Genomic DNA, 17,398 nt, shown 5'->3' on the forward strand with positions numbered 1-17,398 from the left:
CGGCTACCGCACCCGAATGTCGAGCCGGTGTGGGAAATATGGCGAACTGGTGGTCCTGACCAGAAAAACCAATGGGTGAATCTTTCTGTTGTAGACCGCGCAGCATGGTTGGAGGTTGCGCGGATGGTAGACCGGCCAACTGTCGATGGCGGGCCGTCACCCGATATACAACCAGGCGGAAATTTCGCCATAGATGCGCGTAACGTGGATGAACCTCTCGCATTTTTCTGTGCCATCGGTGAGGCAATCAATGGCCCCGGAGGGTATTTCGGTGCCGATCTCGATGGGTTGGCGGACTGCTTGAGGGGAGGTTTCGGAGTTCTTCCTCCTTTCACGCTCGAGTGGGTGGGCGGGGTCGAGTCCTTTGGGCAGGAGCACAGCGAGTTCGTCGCAGAGGTGAAGGAGATCTTCGAGCGTGCACAGGTGTCGGTCAGCGGCCCGTGGTGTGGTTGAGGAGAACGGACGACCCGGACCCGGATGCGCAACGGGCGCTGCTGAATGCGAAAAGATCTGTCACGCGGTCGCTTGCTGGGTGAACGCCGTGGGGGAGCTCGTGAGGTGTGCTCGAACGAAGGGCATCGCGATGGTTTCCAAGCCGAGGTCGCCGGTCAGCACCGGGTGAACATTGACCTCGAACACCACCCCGCCGTTCTCGGCGACGAGGTCGACGCCGCCGAAGGGGAGGCCGAGGGCTTTTGTGGCGGTGATGGCGAGGTCCGCCAAAGTGGCGGGGAGAGCGCTCGGTTCGAGCAGGTGGGATTGCGCTCCCTGTGCCTCGTTACAGGGGAGGTCCTGGTGGGGTTGGATGTGTTCGCAGACGCGTAATACGCGCTCGCCCAGCACGACTACTCGGTATTGGTGGCGGCGACCCTGCGCGTCGAAATTACGCGCGTCGCGCGAGAACAGAAACTTCTGGTCGCTGGCGGCGTAGCGCGCCACGGCGCGAGCGAGTTGCTCGTTGTCGGTGAGGTGGAAGACGTCTCGACCGCCGAGCCCCACGGCGGGTCGCGCCCACACGTCGCCGCCGAGACCCGCGAACGCTTCGCGCGCCGCGAGGTCGGAAGGGGAGTGCAGCACAACGGATTCCATCTGCCGAATGCCCTCGGCGCGGAACACCTCGACCATTCTGTGCTTATCGCTGGCGACCGACCACGCGGTGGCGTCGGTGCCGAGGCGGGCGATGCCGCTGTGTTCGATCGCCTGCTGGAACCGGGCGAATCGTGGTCGGTCCTCCGGCGGTATCTCATAGATGACCAGCGTGTCGGGTGCGACGTCGATGCCCTCGGTTTCGACATGGAGCACCGGTGTCGCACCGTCCGAATGGATGCGTCCCGCACCCCCGTCGTAGAAGTGCCTCGCGTCGATCAGCACTGGTGGGCGGCCCGTCAGCACATGTGCTGCGCGTGCGAGATACTCCCTGCTGCCTTCATTCGAGCTGAAATCGGTCATAACGACGACATCGTTCACGGTAGAACCCCTGACCATCATCGACACACGAAATGCGCGGCGACACCATGGTATTGGATTGGTAGCGAGTTGCTCTGAGCGGTGTGCTCCGAGTGCGTGTTCCAGGTTGAGGAAAAGCGCTGGTCGTCGCGTACCCGGTGTGGGGGCGAGGAATGTCTTCGAGCGAAGAGCCTTGCGTATCACCACGATTGCCGAGCCGGTGCGGTACGCGAACAGGCTGAGTCCGTCCGGTGGTAGGTTGCCTCGAAGCATTGATGACCACCGATAGATCATGGGGACAGCGGTCGATGTCGCTCGAAGTCAGGCCTGACCATTCCCGCCGAGGCGTTGCCTCGCCATTCGAATTCCGGTCGCGCTGATGGTGCGATTCACACGTTTGTCGATTCACGATCGATGGTCGACCGGCTACCCGCTGTGGGTCACCATCGTGCTGGCCGTACTGGTGGGCGGTTTCGCCGCGGTGACATTCGGTTGGGGCATCACCGTTCTCGGCGGTTGGGGTGGCCAGTCGCTCATTGTCTCCGCGGGCGGAATCGGCATCGCCGTGGCCGGTGTTGGTGTGGCGGCGAAGTTCGTCGACCTGCTCAGCGAGTTCTTTCCCCGGGTGATGATGCTGACCGGTTTTCCCGCGCGCGTGTGCTTCGACATCGATCGAGGCGAGGGTGTCCGGTTGCTGCAACCCACCAAAATCGTTCCGCTGGTGGCGATCATGGCGGGTCTCACGGTCTACGGCCAGTCCTGCTTCTGGGCGCAGCGGGCAGAGGACGGCGAAGAGATCCTGCCGGGGGCGGACGATCCGATGGCCGCACTCGCCTTCGGAGTGTCGGTGGTGCTGCTCGTGATTCTGGTTCTCGCGGTCGTGGTGGCGCGCTGGCGGATTTTCTACGAGCTGTATCCCTCGGGAATCGTCCGCCGCAACCCGCTCCCCGGTCCGCGTGCGCGCGATCGCTTCGTCGCGTGGGACGACATTTCGGGTGTGGAGACCAAGTCCCAGTACGTGTCGCTCTACCTGCCCGCGGCGCCCATGATCACCGCGCGGCTCACCGATTCCGAAGCGCCGGTGGATAACCGGCTCTTCGACAAGGACGGTGAGTTCGGCATCCCCGCGTATCTCGCGCGCTGCGATGCCAACGTGCTGCTCGCGATCATCGAATACCTTGTCCACGAACCGGGTTCGCGCCGCTTCGTCGCCGACAAGCACGCACCGCACTGGTTCACTACCCACCATCATGCGGGTGTGTCCGCGCCGAGCTCGCTGCCCGGTGACCTCATCGATCTGCTTTCGCGCCGACTAAATCTCCCCGGATCCCGCGCACGGCGGGAAGCGACAGCCACGGAGCAGCCCAATTATTCGGCTTCCTCCAGCGACTAGTGCCGACCGTGCACTACGTCGCGGCGAGTGCCTGGACGGCCGTCGCCGCTCCGGTTCGCCGGGTCAGCGAAGTAAAATCCGCGGGTGCCCGATCCGCTGCACTTCGATCGCCACGCCGACGCCTACGAGCGCGCCAGGCCGCCCTACCCGGACGCACTGTGGAATCGACTGCCCCTGGACGGCCACATTTCACCACCATCCACGTCGAACAATTCGCATGGACAATCGAATTGGACACCCGACAAATCCACGACCTGTTCAGCACGTTCAGCGACTGGAGCACTACCGAAGTAGCCGAAGCGGCCCGAGCGGTGCATGATCTCGGCGGCCATGTCACCGAGCACTACCTCACCCCGCTGATCATCCTTCGACGCACCGCAGTGCCTTGATTCCGCCTCGCGCGTTGTCCCCGCCGCGAGGGCGGATGGGTGATGCGCTCCGGCGCTCGCGCGACGACTCGACGTAGGTCAAAGTCCCGTAGGCGAATTCGTGCCTGGGTTGTTCTGGATGCCCGCGAGGAAGATCTCGACGGCGTTGTCGAAGCCGGGGTGGCACTCGATATCGAGCAGTGCGGGGAGGGCTCGGTGCAGGCTCGGTAACTGATCGGGGGTGACGGTGCGGCTGAACCATTCGGTGACCGGTTCCTCCGGTTCGCCCGCGACGCTGGTGATGTCGGTGCTGCGGTTCATGACGCTGCCGAACAGCATGGCCATCAGTGAGCGGTAGTGCAGCACCGCGGTGCGTTCGTCCAAGCCCGCGTCCAGCAATGCGGCGAGTAATGCGTCGAGGAATCGCAGCGCGCGTGCCGATCGCGGATTGGCCTGCCCGGCTGCCAGCGCGCCGACAACGTTGGGATGCGCGGTGAAGCACTCGTGCGCGCTGGCGCAGAGGGCTCGAATGCGTTGTTGCCACGGCAATTGCGGGTCGGGGAGCGGGATCTGCTCGAATACCCTTGCCGCGACACCGTCGAACAGATCGCGCTTGTTGTGCACGTGATTGTACAGCGACATCGCCTCGACCCCGACCGATGCGGCGAGGCGGCGCATCGAGACCTTGGTCAACCCTTGCGTGTCGATCAGGTCGAGTGCGGCGTCGAGCACGCGCTCCCGTGTGAGCGTCTCCCGCTGCTGCGCCACCTCTGCCTCCGATCTGCCATCCGTACTTACATCGTAAGTTACGCGGGATAGACTTACAAAGTAAGCCCAAGACGGAGGAGCGCACTTGAACATCGACACCTTGCTGACAACCACCCGCTCTGTTCGACGCAAGCTGGACCTGGATCGTCCGGTCGAACCGGAACTGCTGGCCGAATGTCTGCGTACGGCACAGCAGGCACCGTTCGCCGGCGCCTTCGTCGAGAGCTTCCGGTGGCTGGTCGTCACGGACCAGGAGACGAAAGAGCAACTGGCACACCTCATCCGAGCCGGCGGAGAAAAGTCCCAAGCCGAGTACGGCCACCTGGTTTCGCCACGCACATTGGCCTCGGGACGCCACTTGCTCGCCGTACTGGAACGCATCCCCGTCTACGTCATCGCGTGCATGCACGGCCGACCTGGCGGCGACAACGCGACACAAACCGCCTTCTACGGCTCGGCCTACCCGGCAGTATGGAGCTTGCAACTGGCATTACGCGCCCGCGGCCTCGGCAGCACCATCATCGGCTACCACCTCGGCGAACACGAGTCGGACACCGCCCGAATCCTCGGCATCCCCGACGACGTCACCCAGGTCGCCATGCTCGCCATCGGCTACACCACCACGGACAAGTTCCATCCGGCCCCCCGACCGCCGCTGGCGGAGATCACCTATTACAACCGGTGGGGCGCGACCGAACAGCCGGTCGTGTCATCATGACGGTCCAGGCGACCGACTCCGCGCCAATACGCTCGATGCCCCCCGCGAGGTCGCCGTCACCTGCGCCTGCCGCCCGCACGAGCTGTCCGAGGTGGCTGGCAATATTCGACCTATACGATGAGAATGCGCTGACACCCTCGACTTCACCGGAGCCTGACGGCACAGACGCCCCGAGCGCTGAACGCCTCGAAAGAATCTCGGAACCAAGGGAATTCATGAACCGAGTCGCGAGCAAAGAGCTCGCCCGGTCCATGATCAACCCACCTTGCCTACTCGGGTCGAGCTGTGGCGGGCGTCGGCCGTCGCTGGTTGATTTCGCGCTCTTCTGCGGCAAATAAGAAAACGGCCCGGAACTGTGTGTTCCGAGCCGTTCTCGTTTGTAGCGGGGACAGGATTTGAACCTGCGACCTCTGGGTTATGAGCCCAGCGAGCTACCGAGCTGCTCCACCCCGCGTCGGTAAGACCAACACTACACACATGTGCGCGCAGAACCGAATCGGGTGGTCAGGAGGATATTTCAGCCGAACTCGATGCCTTGGGCGAGGGGGAGTTCGTCGGAAAAATTGATCGTGTTGGTTGCTCGGCGCATGTAGGCCTTCCAGGAGTCGGAGCCGGATTCGCGGCCGCCGCCGGTCTGCTTCTCGCCGCCGAACGCGCCGCCGATCTCCGCGCCCGAGGTCCCGATATTGACGTTCGCGATACCGCAGTCCGAACCCGACGCGGCCAGGAAGCGCTCGGCCGCACGTTGGTCGGTGGTGAAGATCGCGGACGAAAGTCCCTGGGGCACTTCGTTGTGCAGGGCGATCGCGGTGTCGAAGTCGGTGTAGGTGAGCACGTAGAGGATCGGCGCGAAGGTCTCCGTGCGCACCACCGCCGTCTGGGCGGGCATGCGGACGATGGCCGGGCGCACGTAGTACGCCTCGTCGCCGAATCCCTCGATTCGCTCACCGCCGCACACCAATTCGCCGCCGTCGACGCCAGCCTGGGCGAGTGCGGCCCCCATCGCCGTGTAGGCGCGGTTGTTGATCAGTGGGCCGACCAGTACTCCTTCGTCGAACGGATTGCCAACCCGCAGTTGCCGATACGCCTTTTCCAGGCGTTCGACCAGCGCGTCGACCACGTCTTCGTGCACGATCAGCCGCCGCAAGGTAGTACAACGCTGTCCCGCGGTGCCCGCGGCGGAGAACACGACGGCACGTGCGGTCAATTCCAGGTCGGCGCTGGGGGTGACGACGGCGCCGTTGTTGCCACCCAATTCCAGCAGGCAACGACCGAACCGTGCGGCGACCCGAGGCGCGACGGTTCGGCCCATCGGCACCGAACCGGTCGCGCTGACCAATGCGACGCGCTCGTCGTCCACCAGCCGAGCGCCGACCTCGGCCGAGCCTTGAACCAGTTGGTGCACTTCGGGATCCACGCCGGACTCGACAGCGGCTTTGCGCAGCAAGGTATGGCAGGCGAGCGCGGTGAGCGGTGTTTGCTCCGACGGCTTCCATACGACGGTGTCACCACACACCAATGCGACCGCCGTGTTCCACGACCACACCGCAACCGGGAAATTGAACGCCGAGATCACCCCGACCACGCCCAGCGGATGCCAGGTCTCCATCAGTCGATGACCTGGCCGCTCCGAAGGCATGGTGCGCCCGTAGAGCTGGCGCGAGAGCCCGACGGCGAACTCGCAGATATCGATCATCTCTTGCACTTCGCCCTCGGCCTCGGCAGGAATCTTGCCCGCCTCCAAGGTCACCAGTTCGCCGAGGTCACGCTTGTGCGCGGTGAGCAGTTCGGCCAGTCTGCGCACCACCGCGCCGCGTGCGGGCGCTGGAACGGTGCGCCAGTCGCGGAATGCCGTTGCGGCCCTGTCGATTGCCGCGTCGACGTCCTCGGCGGTGCTGGCCGGTACGGTCAACAGGCGCTCGCCGGTGATCGGGGTATGCGCGGAGAGCTCGGTCCGTGAGCCCTCCTCCGTGGGTGGGCTGCTGCTCGTTTGCGGCTGAACGCCGAGAGCTTGCGGCTGGACGCCGAGAGCTTGCGGCTGAACGCCGAGGCGGCGCAATACGTTTGCCGCTCGCTCGGTCGGACTCCCGGTGGATCGATCGTCGAGTACGTCTGTCATGAGGAGTTCAGCCCTACCTTTCGGTCGTATCGCGAAATGGTTGTCTCATATGTCGGGAAGGGGAGGGTGCTGAGCGAGGCGCGAGGTGGGTTGTCTGAGTTAGCCTTCGCTGATGGCGGAAACACCGGCAAGACCCGCACTCGACGACATCGATCGCCTACTGATTCGTGAACTGATGGGTGACGGACGGGCCACCCTCTCGAATCTGGCTGAGAAAGCCAGCCTTTCGGTGTCCGCGGTGCAATCGCGAGTTCGGCGGCTGGAGGCGCGCGGCGTGATCCGCGGCTACACCGCGCACGTCGACCCGGAAGCACTCGGTCAGCTGCTCTCGGCATTCGTCGCGATCACTCCTCTCGACCCTTCACAACCCGATGACGCGCCCGCCGTCCTGCAGAACGTCCCCGGCATCGAGGCGTGCCATTCGGTCGCGGGCGACGAGAGCTACATGCTGCTGGTTCGGGTGGCCTCGCCCCGGCATCTCGAACAGTTGCTGCAAGAGATCAGGACGACCGCCAACGTCAGGACCCGAAGCACCATCATTTTGCAGACATTCTATGACAGGTAACGTAACGATGTAATTAATCCTGTAATTCTGATTTGCGGCGGAAATATTTCCGTATGCTCGGGGTGTGACCATCGAACTGGAAGGCACCCGCCCCGCGGTCACTTCCGCCGCGCGGGTCCACGCGACGTTGTCGGCGCATCTGCTCGCCGACGGATTCGATCTCGTCCTCGACCTTCGACGTTCCCGCGGCTGCCGTCTGATCGACGAACGCGACGGCAGCTCCTACCTCGACATGTTCGGCTTCTTCGCCTCCAGCGCACTGGGCATGAACCATCCCGCCCTAGCCGACGACCAGGAATTCCGTGCCGAATTGGCCGACGTCGCGCTGAACAAGCCGAGCAACTCCGATATCTACACCGTCGAATTCGCCCGATTCGTCGACACTTTCGCGCGCGTCCTCGGCGACCCCCGACTGCCGCACCTGTTCTTCATCGACGGCGGCGCACTCGCCGTCGAGAACGCGCTCAAGATCGCGTTCGACTGGAAGAGTAGGCACAACGAATCACACGGGCGCCCAGCAGAACTCGCCACCTCGGTGCTGCACCTCACCGGCGCTTTCCACGGACGTAGCGGCTACACCATGTCGCTCACCAATACCGACCCGAACAAGATCGCCCGATTCCCGCGATTCGACTGGCCGCGCATCGAAACGCCCTACCTGACCGAGGCATTCGACATCGACGAGGCCGAAGCGCGAGCGCTGGAGCAAGCGCGCCGCGCCTTCGACGAAAAGCCGCACCACATAGTGTGTTTCATTGCCGAACCGATCCAGGGCGAAGGTGGCGACCGGCATCTGCGCCCCGAATTCTTGCGCGCCATGCAGCGGCTGTGTCACGAGAACGACGCACTGTTCATTCTCGACGAGGTACAGACCGGTGTCGGCATGACCGGAAGCACCTGGGCCTACCAACAATTGGGCTTGGAACCCGACGTTGTCGCGTTCGGCAAACGCACCCAGGTGTGCGGTGTGATGGCCGGTGGGCGCGTCGACGAGGTGCCCGACAACGTCTTCGTCGTCGGATCCCGCCTCAATTCCACCTGGGGCGGCAACCTCACCGACATGGTGCGCACCAGACGGATCCTGGAGGTGCTGGAGGCCGACGACCTCATCGCGGGATCCCGCCCCCTCGGCGCGCATCTGCTGGAACGGCTCACCGAACTGGCCGCGCGGCACCCGAGTGTCAGCGAGCCGCGCGGCAGAGGACTCATGTGCGCGATCACGATCTCGTCGTCGGCGCTGCGTGAGGAAGTGTTGACCACGATGCTCGAGCGCGAACATGTCCTGATCGTGGGCTCCGGTGAGCGCGGTATCAGATTCCGTCCACCGCTGATCGTGAGCGAAACCGAGCTGAACGCCACTGTCGATGCGCTCGACCGCGTGCTGTCGGACCTCGAATAACCAGGTGAATCCGGTTCCTTCGCCGCGACGGCGTTGGTCGGCCGGAAAATCGCGACACTCCCACCGCCGAGTGGGTGCGTGCGAGGGAGGACGTAAGCGCCATCCGTGAAGAGCGCCCCTAGCTGCTGCGACAGGGGCCGTCAACGCACCCGCAACTCGAGCGCACCTTCGGTGAACCGCCGGACGCTGCCCAGCGCGACCGTCAACGCCTCGGCGTATCCGTCGCGCGACCAACCGTCGAGCTCAGCGCTGCCATCTCCGGCGGGCGTGACCGTGACCTCGGCGACCAGTTCGGCGGTGGTCGGTTCGCATACTGCCCAGGAGAACCGGGTTTCCTCGGTCCAGCCCGCCGTGCGATCGGCGACGTGGTCAGGGTTGGTGATGCCACCCGCGGCGAGGGCGGGGCGGTCATCGATGCGCTCGTCGGCGCGCAGGGCACGCAGGTACCAGGCACCCGCGTTGATCTCGATCGGTTCCATCCGTATCACTCTCCTCGACGCTTGTTGACGAAGAGGGCCCCCGCCAGCGGGATCAACAGAAACCACAACCAGGTGTGGGTGACGAAGAACAGGATGAGCGCGATGATCGGGATTACGGCGATCAAGCGCTCCGGCCAATCGGTGCGCGAACCGTCGTCGGATTTCGTCGGCTCAGCCGGTTTTGCGGCGGTGACGGCGGTAGTTGCCGGTTCGGGCAGGTCGAGGAACACTTTCGCGAGATCGCCGCGATACACCGCCGCCGCGATCGATCCACTTCGGTCATCGAATTCCGCGACGGTGAGGCGCCCTGCTGCGAAATGATCGGAGAGCCGCTGCATCGCTTCTTCGCGTTCGGCGGTACCGATGCGGATTTCGGGTAGATCCTCCATAAGCATGAGGCTAGCGGGAGGTTTTGGACATGGGCGAGCAGTGGTTCGGCCACTATCGCCTCGACCGGCTGCTCGGTAGTGGCGGTACGGGGCAGGTATGGCTGGCGCGCGACACCTCGGGCAACCGTGACGTCGCGCTGAAGATACTGGCCACGGGTTCGTTCGACGTGAATTTCCGCGAACGGTTCGCGCGTGAGGCGCGCTTCGCCGCCCAGGTGCGCGGACCACATGTCGCCGAAGTGCACGGTTTCGGTGAGCTCGACGGGCGCCTATACCTGGCGATGGAGTTCATCGAAGGCGCCACCGTCGGTGCACTGCTGCGTGCCGAGGGGCCGATGGCGCCGGAACGCGCGGTGGAGGTCATATGGCAGACGGCGGTCGCGCTGGATGCCGTGCATCGTGCGGGACTCGTCCACCGCGACGTGAAGCCGTCGAACATCATGGTCGGCTCGGATGGGTTCGTGCACCTCATCGACTTCGGCACCGCCCACCGCCCCGACCAGCCCGCGATCACCGCCAGCGGGAATGTCATCGGGACTTTGGAATACATGGCGCCGGAGCGATTCGACGGCGAGGTGGACGACCGTTCCGATCAATACTCGCTGGCGTGTGTTCTCTACGAATGCCTCACCGCACGGCGTCCTTTCGGTCGAACCGGTTCGGCGCAACAACTGCGCGCACATCTGACCGCCGAGCCGCCGAGAGCCGCGCTGGTGTGCCCCGAGGTGCCCGCCGCGCTCGACGCCGTGATCGCGCGTGGCATGGCCAAGCACCCGCAGCAGCGGTGGCCGAGCGTCGGTGCCTTCGCGTCCGCGGCCAAGCGCGCGATGAGCGAGCAACACCGAGGCCAGGCGGCACGGCATCGCTGTACGCCGGTGGTCACCGCGCAGGAACCCGCGACACCGCTGCGTTCGCTGGGGACGCTGCGTCCGGTCACCCGACCCGAGGTCGTTCGGTCTCGACGCGAGACCAGATCCGCTGTGCTCGCGATCGCCGCCCTGATGCTGTTGGCCGTCGGCGCTGTCTGGTGGGGGCGCCCCGATCATTTCGACACGCATTCGGCATCGATGGCGATCACCACGACCCCCACCACCGAGGCGCCGGGGATCCTGCCGCCAGAGTCCCCACCCGCTTCCGCCGAACTCGTGGCGGTACCCACCGTCGGCCACCCCTGCGATCCGGTGGCCGACACCGAAGCCTTCGCTGTCGATGGCACCCCCTTGGTCTGTGTCGCCGCCGCCGACCACAGTGCCAACTGGGTTCTCGCGCCGCACCCCGGCCTGTCCCCGGCGGCGCCGGGCCCCCAGCAGGACAGTTCCGCGCACGGCGAGCATCATCGCGGTCACGTGGAGGGCGGTGGCGGTCGGTGACAACGTCCGCTCGACCGCGCGCCGACTGCGCCGCGAATAGCCCGGACGTCCATTGCTTACCCCGGCCGCGGTCGGCCCCGAGCACGCGGCACGCCGAGCACCAGCAGCACCCTCTTCCCGGCAGAACCTACTGGTCGGCCCGGTGCGGACTTCGCGGCCGGGCCCATTCCCGAATCCACCGTCGCCGCACGCGATCAGCCCGTCGTCCGGACGATTCGGCCGCGGCCAAAGCCGTGCGAAGCCCACGCCGTGCGCTGGTGACCGGGTCGGTCGACGGCCCGATCGGTCGCCCACTGGTCGTCAGCGCAACTCCGAGAAACTTGCGTTCGGATCGGGTCTCCGCGGCATCATCGGCTGTGTCGCGCAGGAACCGGTCAGGAAGCGCCAGCTTCCACACGGTGCGATAGGCCAGCCAGAATTGATCGGGCAGGGAACCGGTCGTGTAGGGCAGGTCGTACTTGTCGCACAGCGCCCTGACCCGTTCGGCGATCTCGGGGTAGCGGTTGCTCGGCAGGTCGGGGAACAGATGGTGCTCGATTTGGTAGCAAAGATTGCCGCTCATCAGCGCGAGTACCGGGCCAGCGGTGAAGTTCGTGGTCCCCAACAGTTGCCGTAGATACCACTCGCCCCGCGTTTCCCCTTCCAGTTGCTCGGTGGTGAATTTCTCTGCGCCATCGGGGAAGTGACCGCACATGATCACGAGATACGACCAGATATTGCGGAGCAGCAGCGCTACGGCGTTCGCGGCGAGCGTCTGCCGGAAACCCCGTCCGCTCAACAGCGGGAACAGCACGAAGTCCTTGCCGACCTGGCCGACGACCTTGCGTGCGAGCGCGATGTTGGGTTCGGACCGCACCTGGCCGCGCCGGAGGCCGAGATGGCGCCGTTCGAGTGCCAAGTCGTGTATCGCGATGCTGATCTCGAAGGAGGCGGCGATCAGCACATTCAGCACCGGTTGCAGCAGGTGAATCGGGCGCCACTGCTCGTCACGCGTCATCCGCAGGACAGCGAAACCCAGGTCCTCGTCCATCCCGAATACGTTGGTGTAGGCGTGGTGAACGTGGTTGTGCGAGCGCTTCCAGTGCGAGGACGGCCCGAGGAAATCCCACTCCCAGCTGGTGGAGTGGATCTCGGGATCGTTCATCCAATCCCATTGCCCGTGGCTGATGTTGTGGCCCAGCTCCATCATCTCGATGGATTTGGCGGCGGCCAACAGCAGTGTGCCGAGGGTGCGCGGCACGCGGTATCGCGCGGCCGACAACAACAGGCGCGCGCTCACCTCGAGCCCGCGGTGCAGCCTGATGACGCGCCGAATGTAGTCGGCGTCGCGCTGTCCGAGCGATTGCGTGATGTCCGTGCGGATCTGATCGAGCTCACCCCCGAGCGCCTCGATGTCTTCCGCGGTGAGGTGGGCGTATGCCCCAATGTCCGTGATAGCCACCGACGTTCCTGCCCATCCCGCCGGAGGTGACCGGCGACGTTTGTCCGGGATGTTCCATCGGTTCGGATACCGTGACGCCGACTGGTGAACTCGTCGTCGCGGCGCGCCCGCGTCGCGGCACTCCCGCGGTGACTTCGTGGTGCTACCTGCTCGGTCGCACCACGGGTCGGCTCGGTACCCGCACCGTTCGCCGCGGGTACCGAGCCGGCCGGTTTCTCCTGCTGGATGCCTACCCGCGCGACCGTTTTTCGGGGCGGGCGCGACGAATGGAACGACACGAACGTAGCGTCAGTGGTGCGATTCACCAGGAGCGGGAAGAAAGTCACCGCCTCGAATTCGATTGCCGCACAAGATCATCTGTGGCGTGCCCCACTTGTGTCCCATTGTCGCCGACCGGTGTGCGTCCGCTCCGGGTCGTCTCCCCGACGATCGGCCGGGGCCGAGCTGCTGACCACGGCGTATTCGCGCGTTGTCGCGAACCACACATCGCTGCCGGGGCGAACGGCGCGGTACGCTGCCCGCACAGGTCGCTGGTGACTGGAGGTTCGCGATGGGGGAGGTGCGGTCCGGGGGCTACCTGCTGGAGCGTTTGCTCGGCAAGGGCGGGATGGGGCAGGTGTGGTTGGCCCACGACGTCGAGGCGGCGCACTGGGTGGCACTGAAGCTGCTGCCGACCGAATTGGCGGCCGACGCACGGTATCGCAAGCGTTTCGAACGCGAAGCCGAGGTGGTCTCGCGCCTGCGCAATCCGCATATTCCCGGCGTACACCGATTCGGCGAGCTCGACGGTCGGCTGTTCATCGATATGGAGTACATCGAGGGCGAGGATCTCGCGAGCACACTGGCCGCGCACGGCCCCATGCCACCCGCTGTCGCGGTGGGCATTCTCGGTCAGGTCGCCGAGGCGCTGGACACCGCACACCGGGCCGGATTGGTGCACCGCGACGTCAAGCCGTCCAATATCGTGGTGAATCCCAGCGGGTTCACCTTTCTGATCGACTTCGGCATCGCGCACGGCTTCGGTCGATCCACCTCCACCACTACGGGTTTGGCTATCGGCACGATGGCGTACATGGCACCGGAGCGGTTCGCGGGAACGGCGGACGCGCGGTCGGATGTGTACTCACTGGCGTGTGTGCTCTACGAATGCCTCACCGGTGCAAGGCCATACGGTGACACCGACCCCGCGCAACAGATGCACGCCCACCTGATGACCGCCCCGCCACGCGCCCGCGCTGTCAACCCGAAGGTTCCTGGCGGCTTGGATGCGGTGATCGCCCGTGGAATGGCCAAGAACCCGGAGGAAAGGTATTCCACCGCAGCCGATTTCACGGCGTCGGCCAGGGACGCGGCAGGAGTCGAAATCGTGGCGCCGCCTGCTCGACCGATCGCGACCGTGCGAGCACGTGCGGTAGCGCCGAAACCGACCAAGCTCCTGCCGGAGCCAGGCCCCAAACCGACCCTCGTCGCCACCCGTCTCGCCGAACCGCCGGTCCGGATGAGCCCCGGCCCTGCTGTGCCGCAAGGGCATCGACCTTCCGTGGCGGTACCGCCGAGTGGTTGGGCGGGAGGGTCCGCGCCGGTGCCGTACCCACCACCTCCGCGCCCCCCGATACGCGGCCGAAGCGTGTTTCCCGGGAAAGCTGCTGCGAAGCAACGCTATTGCGCGGCCAGTCGAGCGCGCAAGCGGAGCCGAACAGGCAGGCTGATCCGTTGGGTGCTTGTGCTGTGCCTCGTGCCATTGCTTTTGATCGGCGGGTGCGCGGCCGTGGTGGTCGCCACCGGCGGCACCGTGGGTGTCCCCGCCGACCTACCCAAACCTCCTGCGATACCGAATAACCCGATATCGCGGATTCCGGGTTTGTGACGCCGGAATCAGGCGTTGCCGAGCGGACTCGCTCTTCGTGTCATAGTTCGAACGGCGAGCGAACTACCCCACCGCATCGGTAGGCGTCGCGCGATCCACCTCGCCCGGTACACCGCTGTCCAGCACGGGAGCGAGGACGGAATGCACGGCCGTGCGGCCGATCTCGAGCGCGTTGCCCAGCAGTGCGGTGTCGCGCGAGGCGCTGTCGACATCGGGGGAGCCGATCGGCGGATGAATCTGCAAGGCGGTATCGCCGAGGGCGGCGAGCGCGCGATCCTCGATGTCCTGCTGCCGAGGCCGTTCCAGCCAGGCGCGATGCGCGCCGGGCGCCACCGCACGCAGATATCCACCGCCGACGACTCGGTGTAGACGCGAGGCGGGGGGACGCTGCTCGTCGGTGCGGCGGGTGCGCAGGACAACGGCGTGGGTCGCGCCCGCGGCGAACGCGGTACGGATCGGGACGGTCTCGGTGAGGCCGCCGTCGAAGTATTGTGCGCCACCCAGGGTTACCGGCGGCCCCGCTAGGACAGGCAGGCCGGCCGAGGCGCGTAGCGCGAGCAGCAGCGTCGGCTTGTCCACGATGTACGGGTGCAGGTCGACCGCGAGCCCGGTGCGGGTATCGGTGGCGATGGGGTGGAACGTGGTGGGATTGGCCAGGATCGCCGGGAAGTCCATCGGCTCGATCCCGTCGTACACCTGATGCACCAGGTATCGCAGGTCGAAGGCGGGACGACCACGCAGCATCCTGGCCGGGTCGATGGCGCGTCGCATGATGATCGGGTCGGTCCACGACCGCATGCCGGGAACAGCTCGCCCGCTCAGCAGCCACGCGCCGTTGATCGCGCCCGCCGAGGTGCCGTATACAGCGTCGAAGACGGTCGCGAGACCGAGCTCCTCCAGTGCCGTCACCATGCCGCTGGAGTAGGCGCCTCGACTGCCACCGCCTTCGATGACGAGGACGAGCCGACGCCCGTCCTCCCGGTTCCCGGCGACCCGACGAGCGCGGACCACCTCGGCGACGGTGGGGACGGTCGAACTACTCACCCGGCTCACGATACGACAGAGCGGGCGTTGACATCCGTCCGCGCCCGCTCCGAGGTGGTCTTTTCGCCAGCTGTTCTACTCGAGTTCGTGCCCGACCGGCGAAGTTCGGACACGCACTCGACCGATCTGCTACTTGATCTCCGCCAGCACCGTGCCCTGCGTGATCGCCGCGCCCGCCGCGACCGCGAGGCCGGTGACGACGCCCGCCTTGTGCGCGTTGACGGGGTTTTCCATCTTCATGGCCTCCAGCACCGCGATCAGGTCGCCGGCCTCGACCGACTGCCCTTCCTCCACGGCGACCTTGACGACGGTTCCCTGCATCGGCGCGGTCACCGAATCACCGGAGGCGGCGCCTGCGCCGGTGCCGCCACGCTTGCGCGGCTTGGGCTTCTTGCGGATCACGCCCGCGCCGTTGCTCGCCGAGCCACCCAGGGAGAACTGGCCGGGCAGCGACACCTCGACGCGTCGCCCACCGACCTCGACGACGACGTTCTGCCTCGGCAGGCCGTCATCGTCGTCATCGGCCGTGCCGGTCGCGGTGAAGGGCTCGACGGTGTTGTTCCATTCGTTTTCGATCCACCGGGTGTAGACGTCGAATCCCTCGTCGTTGCCGACGAACGCGGGGTCTTCGATGACCGCGCGGTGGAACGGAATGACCGTGGCGAGGCCCTCGACCTCGAACTCGGCCAGTGCGCGCCGGGCGCGTTCCAGCGCCTGGGTGCGGTTCTCGCCGGTGACGATGAGCTTGGCGAGCATCGAGTCGAACTGTCCGCCGATGACGCTGCCCGCCACGACACCGGAGTCGACGCGCACACCGGGGCCCGTCGGCTCCTTGTACACCGTGACGGGGCCTGGGGCGGGCAGGAAGCCGCGCCCGGCGTCCTCGCCGTTGATGCGGAACTCGAAGGAGTGTCCGCGCGGGGTGGGGTCTTCGGTGATCGTCAGCGCGTCGCCGTTGGCGATGCGGAACTGCTGGCGCACCAGGTCGATTCCCGAGGTCTCCTCGGTGACGGGGTGCTCGACCTGCAGGCGGGTGTTCACCTCGAGGAACGACACGGTATCGCCCTGCACCAGGTACTCCACGGTGCCCGCGCCGTAGTAACCGGCCTCCTTGCAGATGGCCTTGGCGGAGGCGTGGATTCGCGCGCGCTGATCGTCGGTGAGGAACGGCGCGGGCGCCTCCTCGACCAGCTTCTGGAACCGTCGCTGCAACGAGCAGTCGCGGGTGCCGGCGACCACGACGTTGCCGTGTGTGTCGGCGATGACCTGTGCCTCGACGTGGCGGGCCTTGTCGAGGTACTGCTCGACGAAGCATTCGCCGCGACCGAACGCGGCGACCGCCTCGCGGGTAGCCGATTCGAACAGTTCGGGGATCTCCTCGATGGAGTGCGCGACCTTCATGCCGCGTCCGCCACCACCGAAGGCGGCCTTGATCGCGACCGGAACCCCGTACTCCTTGGCGAAGGCGACGACCTCGTCGGCGTTCTTCACCGGGTCTTTGGTTCCGGCGGCCATCGGCGCCTTGGCGCGCTCGGCGATGTGGCGTGCGGTGACCTTGTCACCGAGATCGCGGATGGACTGCGGCGAGGGGCCGATCCAGATCAGTCCCGCGTCGAGCACGGCCTGCGCGAAATCAGCGTTCTCCGAGAGGAATCCGTAGCCGGGGTGGATGGCGTCGGCGCCGGACTTGGCCGCGGCGTCGAGAACCTTCTCGAAAACGAGGTAGGACTCGGCGGAGGTCTGCCCGCCGAGGGCGAACGCCTCGTCGGCGAGCTTCACGAAGGGGGCATCGGCATCCGGTTCCGCGTAGACCGCGACGCTACCGATTCCCGCGTCTTTGGCCGCCCGGATCACGCGCACGGCGATCTCGCCTCGGTTAGCTACGAGTACCTTCGTTATCCGTGCGCTGGCATGGCTGGGCACTGAGCCTCCTGTGTGCAAATCTTGGTCGCTTCGCGGGGATTGGGGGTGCGCTTCGGCAGACTCCGGTCCCTGGTCGGCAACTTACGTCTCGGGCGAGTGTAGGCATTCT

The 17,398-nt window shown here is 65.9% G+C and carries 16 protein-coding genes and 1 tRNA gene; 8 read left to right on the forward strand and 9 right to left on the reverse strand.

What is annotated here, in order from left to right; all coding sequences use genetic code 11:
- Nucleotides 1–123: 123 nt before the first annotated feature.
- Nucleotides 124–453, forward strand: coding sequence for a barstar family protein (locus ABEA50_RS28645; RefSeq protein ID WP_345499569.1), 330 nt, complete (start codon nucleotides 124–126; stop codon nucleotides 451–453).
- Nucleotides 454–513: 60 nt separating this feature from the next.
- On the opposite strand, the gene ABEA50_RS28650 is transcribed toward ABEA50_RS28645, so the two are convergent.
- A complete protein-coding gene (locus ABEA50_RS28650; RefSeq protein WP_345499430.1) occupies nucleotides 514–1,449 on the reverse strand; it encodes an ATP-grasp domain-containing protein in 936 nt (311 codons plus the stop codon).
- 376 nt (nucleotides 1,450–1,825) lie between these two features.
- On the opposite strand from ABEA50_RS28650, the gene ABEA50_RS28655 reads away from it, so the two are divergent.
- The gene (locus tag ABEA50_RS28655) at nucleotides 1,826–2,839 is read left to right on the forward strand and encodes a hypothetical protein (protein WP_345499431.1); all 1,014 of its coding nucleotides are present in this window, start codon (nucleotides 1,826–1,828) and stop codon (nucleotides 2,837–2,839) included.
- 158 nt (nucleotides 2,840–2,997) lie between these two features.
- Nucleotides 2,998–3,228 carry a hypothetical protein gene (locus ABEA50_RS28660; protein ID WP_345499432.1) on the forward strand — a complete coding sequence of 77 codons (231 nt, stop codon included), beginning with the start codon at nucleotides 2,998–3,000 and terminating at the stop codon, nucleotides 3,226–3,228.
- Between the two features lie 78 nt (nucleotides 3,229–3,306).
- On the opposite strand, the gene ABEA50_RS28665 is transcribed toward ABEA50_RS28660, so the two are convergent.
- Nucleotides 3,307–3,975, reverse strand: a complete 669-nt coding sequence (locus ABEA50_RS28665) for a TetR/AcrR family transcriptional regulator (protein ID WP_345499433.1) — start codon at nucleotides 3,973–3,975, stop codon at nucleotides 3,307–3,309.
- An 85-nt stretch (nucleotides 3,976–4,060) separates the two neighbouring features.
- Between ABEA50_RS28665 and ABEA50_RS28670 the strand changes: the two genes are divergently transcribed.
- Nucleotides 4,061–4,693, forward strand: a complete 633-nt coding sequence (locus ABEA50_RS28670; protein WP_345499434.1) for a nitroreductase family protein — start codon at nucleotides 4,061–4,063, stop codon at nucleotides 4,691–4,693.
- A 380-nt stretch (nucleotides 4,694–5,073) separates the two neighbouring features.
- On the opposite strand, the gene ABEA50_RS28675 is transcribed toward ABEA50_RS28670, so the two are convergent.
- Together ABEA50_RS28675 and amaB are read right to left on the reverse strand one after the other, a co-directional pair.
- Nucleotides 5,074–5,147 (reverse strand) — tRNA-Met (locus ABEA50_RS28675).
- A gap of 63 nt (nucleotides 5,148–5,210) precedes the next feature.
- Nucleotides 5,211–6,812, reverse strand: coding sequence for an L-piperidine-6-carboxylate dehydrogenase (gene amaB / locus ABEA50_RS28680; protein WP_425577732.1), 1,602 nt, complete (start codon nucleotides 6,810–6,812; stop codon nucleotides 5,211–5,213).
- A gap of 112 nt (nucleotides 6,813–6,924) precedes the next feature.
- Between amaB and ABEA50_RS28685 the strand changes: the two genes are divergently transcribed.
- Together ABEA50_RS28685 and lat are read left to right on the forward strand one after the other, a co-directional pair.
- Entirely contained in the window at nucleotides 6,925–7,377 is a 453-nt protein-coding gene (locus tag ABEA50_RS28685; RefSeq protein WP_345499437.1) for an Lrp/AsnC family transcriptional regulator, read from the forward strand.
- A 64-nt stretch (nucleotides 7,378–7,441) separates the two neighbouring features.
- Entirely contained in the window at nucleotides 7,442–8,776 is a 1,335-nt protein-coding gene (lat, locus tag ABEA50_RS28690; protein ID WP_345499438.1) for an L-lysine 6-transaminase, read from the forward strand.
- Between the two features lie 140 nt (nucleotides 8,777–8,916).
- Here the strand turns inward: lat and ABEA50_RS28695 are convergent, their stop codons facing one another.
- Together ABEA50_RS28695 and ABEA50_RS28700 are read right to left on the reverse strand one after the other, a co-directional pair.
- The gene (locus ABEA50_RS28695; RefSeq protein WP_345499439.1) at nucleotides 8,917–9,255 is read right to left on the reverse strand and encodes a hypothetical protein; all 339 of its coding nucleotides are present in this window, start codon (nucleotides 9,253–9,255) and stop codon (nucleotides 8,917–8,919) included.
- A 5-nt stretch (nucleotides 9,256–9,260) separates the two neighbouring features.
- Nucleotides 9,261–9,644: a DUF1707 SHOCT-like domain-containing protein gene (locus tag ABEA50_RS28700; protein WP_345499440.1), complete on the reverse strand. Its 384-nt coding sequence runs from the start codon at nucleotides 9,642–9,644 to the stop codon at nucleotides 9,261–9,263.
- A gap of 29 nt (nucleotides 9,645–9,673) precedes the next feature.
- Here ABEA50_RS28700 and ABEA50_RS28705 point away from each other — a divergent pair, with 29 nt between their 5' ends.
- Entirely contained in the window at nucleotides 9,674–11,014 is a 1,341-nt protein-coding gene (locus ABEA50_RS28705) for a serine/threonine-protein kinase (protein WP_345499441.1), read from the forward strand.
- Between the two features lie 127 nt (nucleotides 11,015–11,141).
- Here the strand turns inward: ABEA50_RS28705 and ABEA50_RS28710 are convergent, their stop codons facing one another.
- Complete coding sequence (locus ABEA50_RS28710) at nucleotides 11,142–12,455, reverse strand: fatty acid desaturase family protein (RefSeq protein WP_345499442.1); 1,314 nt, start codon at nucleotides 12,453–12,455, stop codon at nucleotides 11,142–11,144.
- A gap of 550 nt (nucleotides 12,456–13,005) precedes the next feature.
- Between ABEA50_RS28710 and ABEA50_RS28715 the strand changes: the two genes are divergently transcribed.
- Nucleotides 13,006–14,322 (forward strand): serine/threonine-protein kinase, encoded by a 1,317-nt coding sequence (locus tag ABEA50_RS28715; RefSeq protein ID WP_345499443.1) that lies wholly within the window; start codon nucleotides 13,006–13,008, stop codon nucleotides 14,320–14,322.
- A gap of 63 nt (nucleotides 14,323–14,385) precedes the next feature.
- Here ABEA50_RS28715 and ABEA50_RS28720 read toward each other — a convergent pair whose 3' ends face one another.
- Nucleotides 14,386–15,366, reverse strand: coding sequence for a patatin-like phospholipase family protein (locus ABEA50_RS28720; protein ID WP_345499445.1), 981 nt, complete (start codon nucleotides 15,364–15,366; stop codon nucleotides 14,386–14,388).
- 129 nt (nucleotides 15,367–15,495) lie between these two features.
- Complete coding sequence (locus tag ABEA50_RS28725) at nucleotides 15,496–17,289, reverse strand: acetyl/propionyl/methylcrotonyl-CoA carboxylase subunit alpha (protein ID WP_345499447.1); 1,794 nt, start codon at nucleotides 17,287–17,289, stop codon at nucleotides 15,496–15,498.
- Nucleotides 17,290–17,398 lie beyond the last annotated feature (109 nt).

The sequence above is a fragment of the Nocardia callitridis genome, assembly GCF_039543305.1.
Lineage (GTDB): Bacteria > Actinomycetota > Actinomycetes > Mycobacteriales > Mycobacteriaceae > Nocardia > Nocardia callitridis.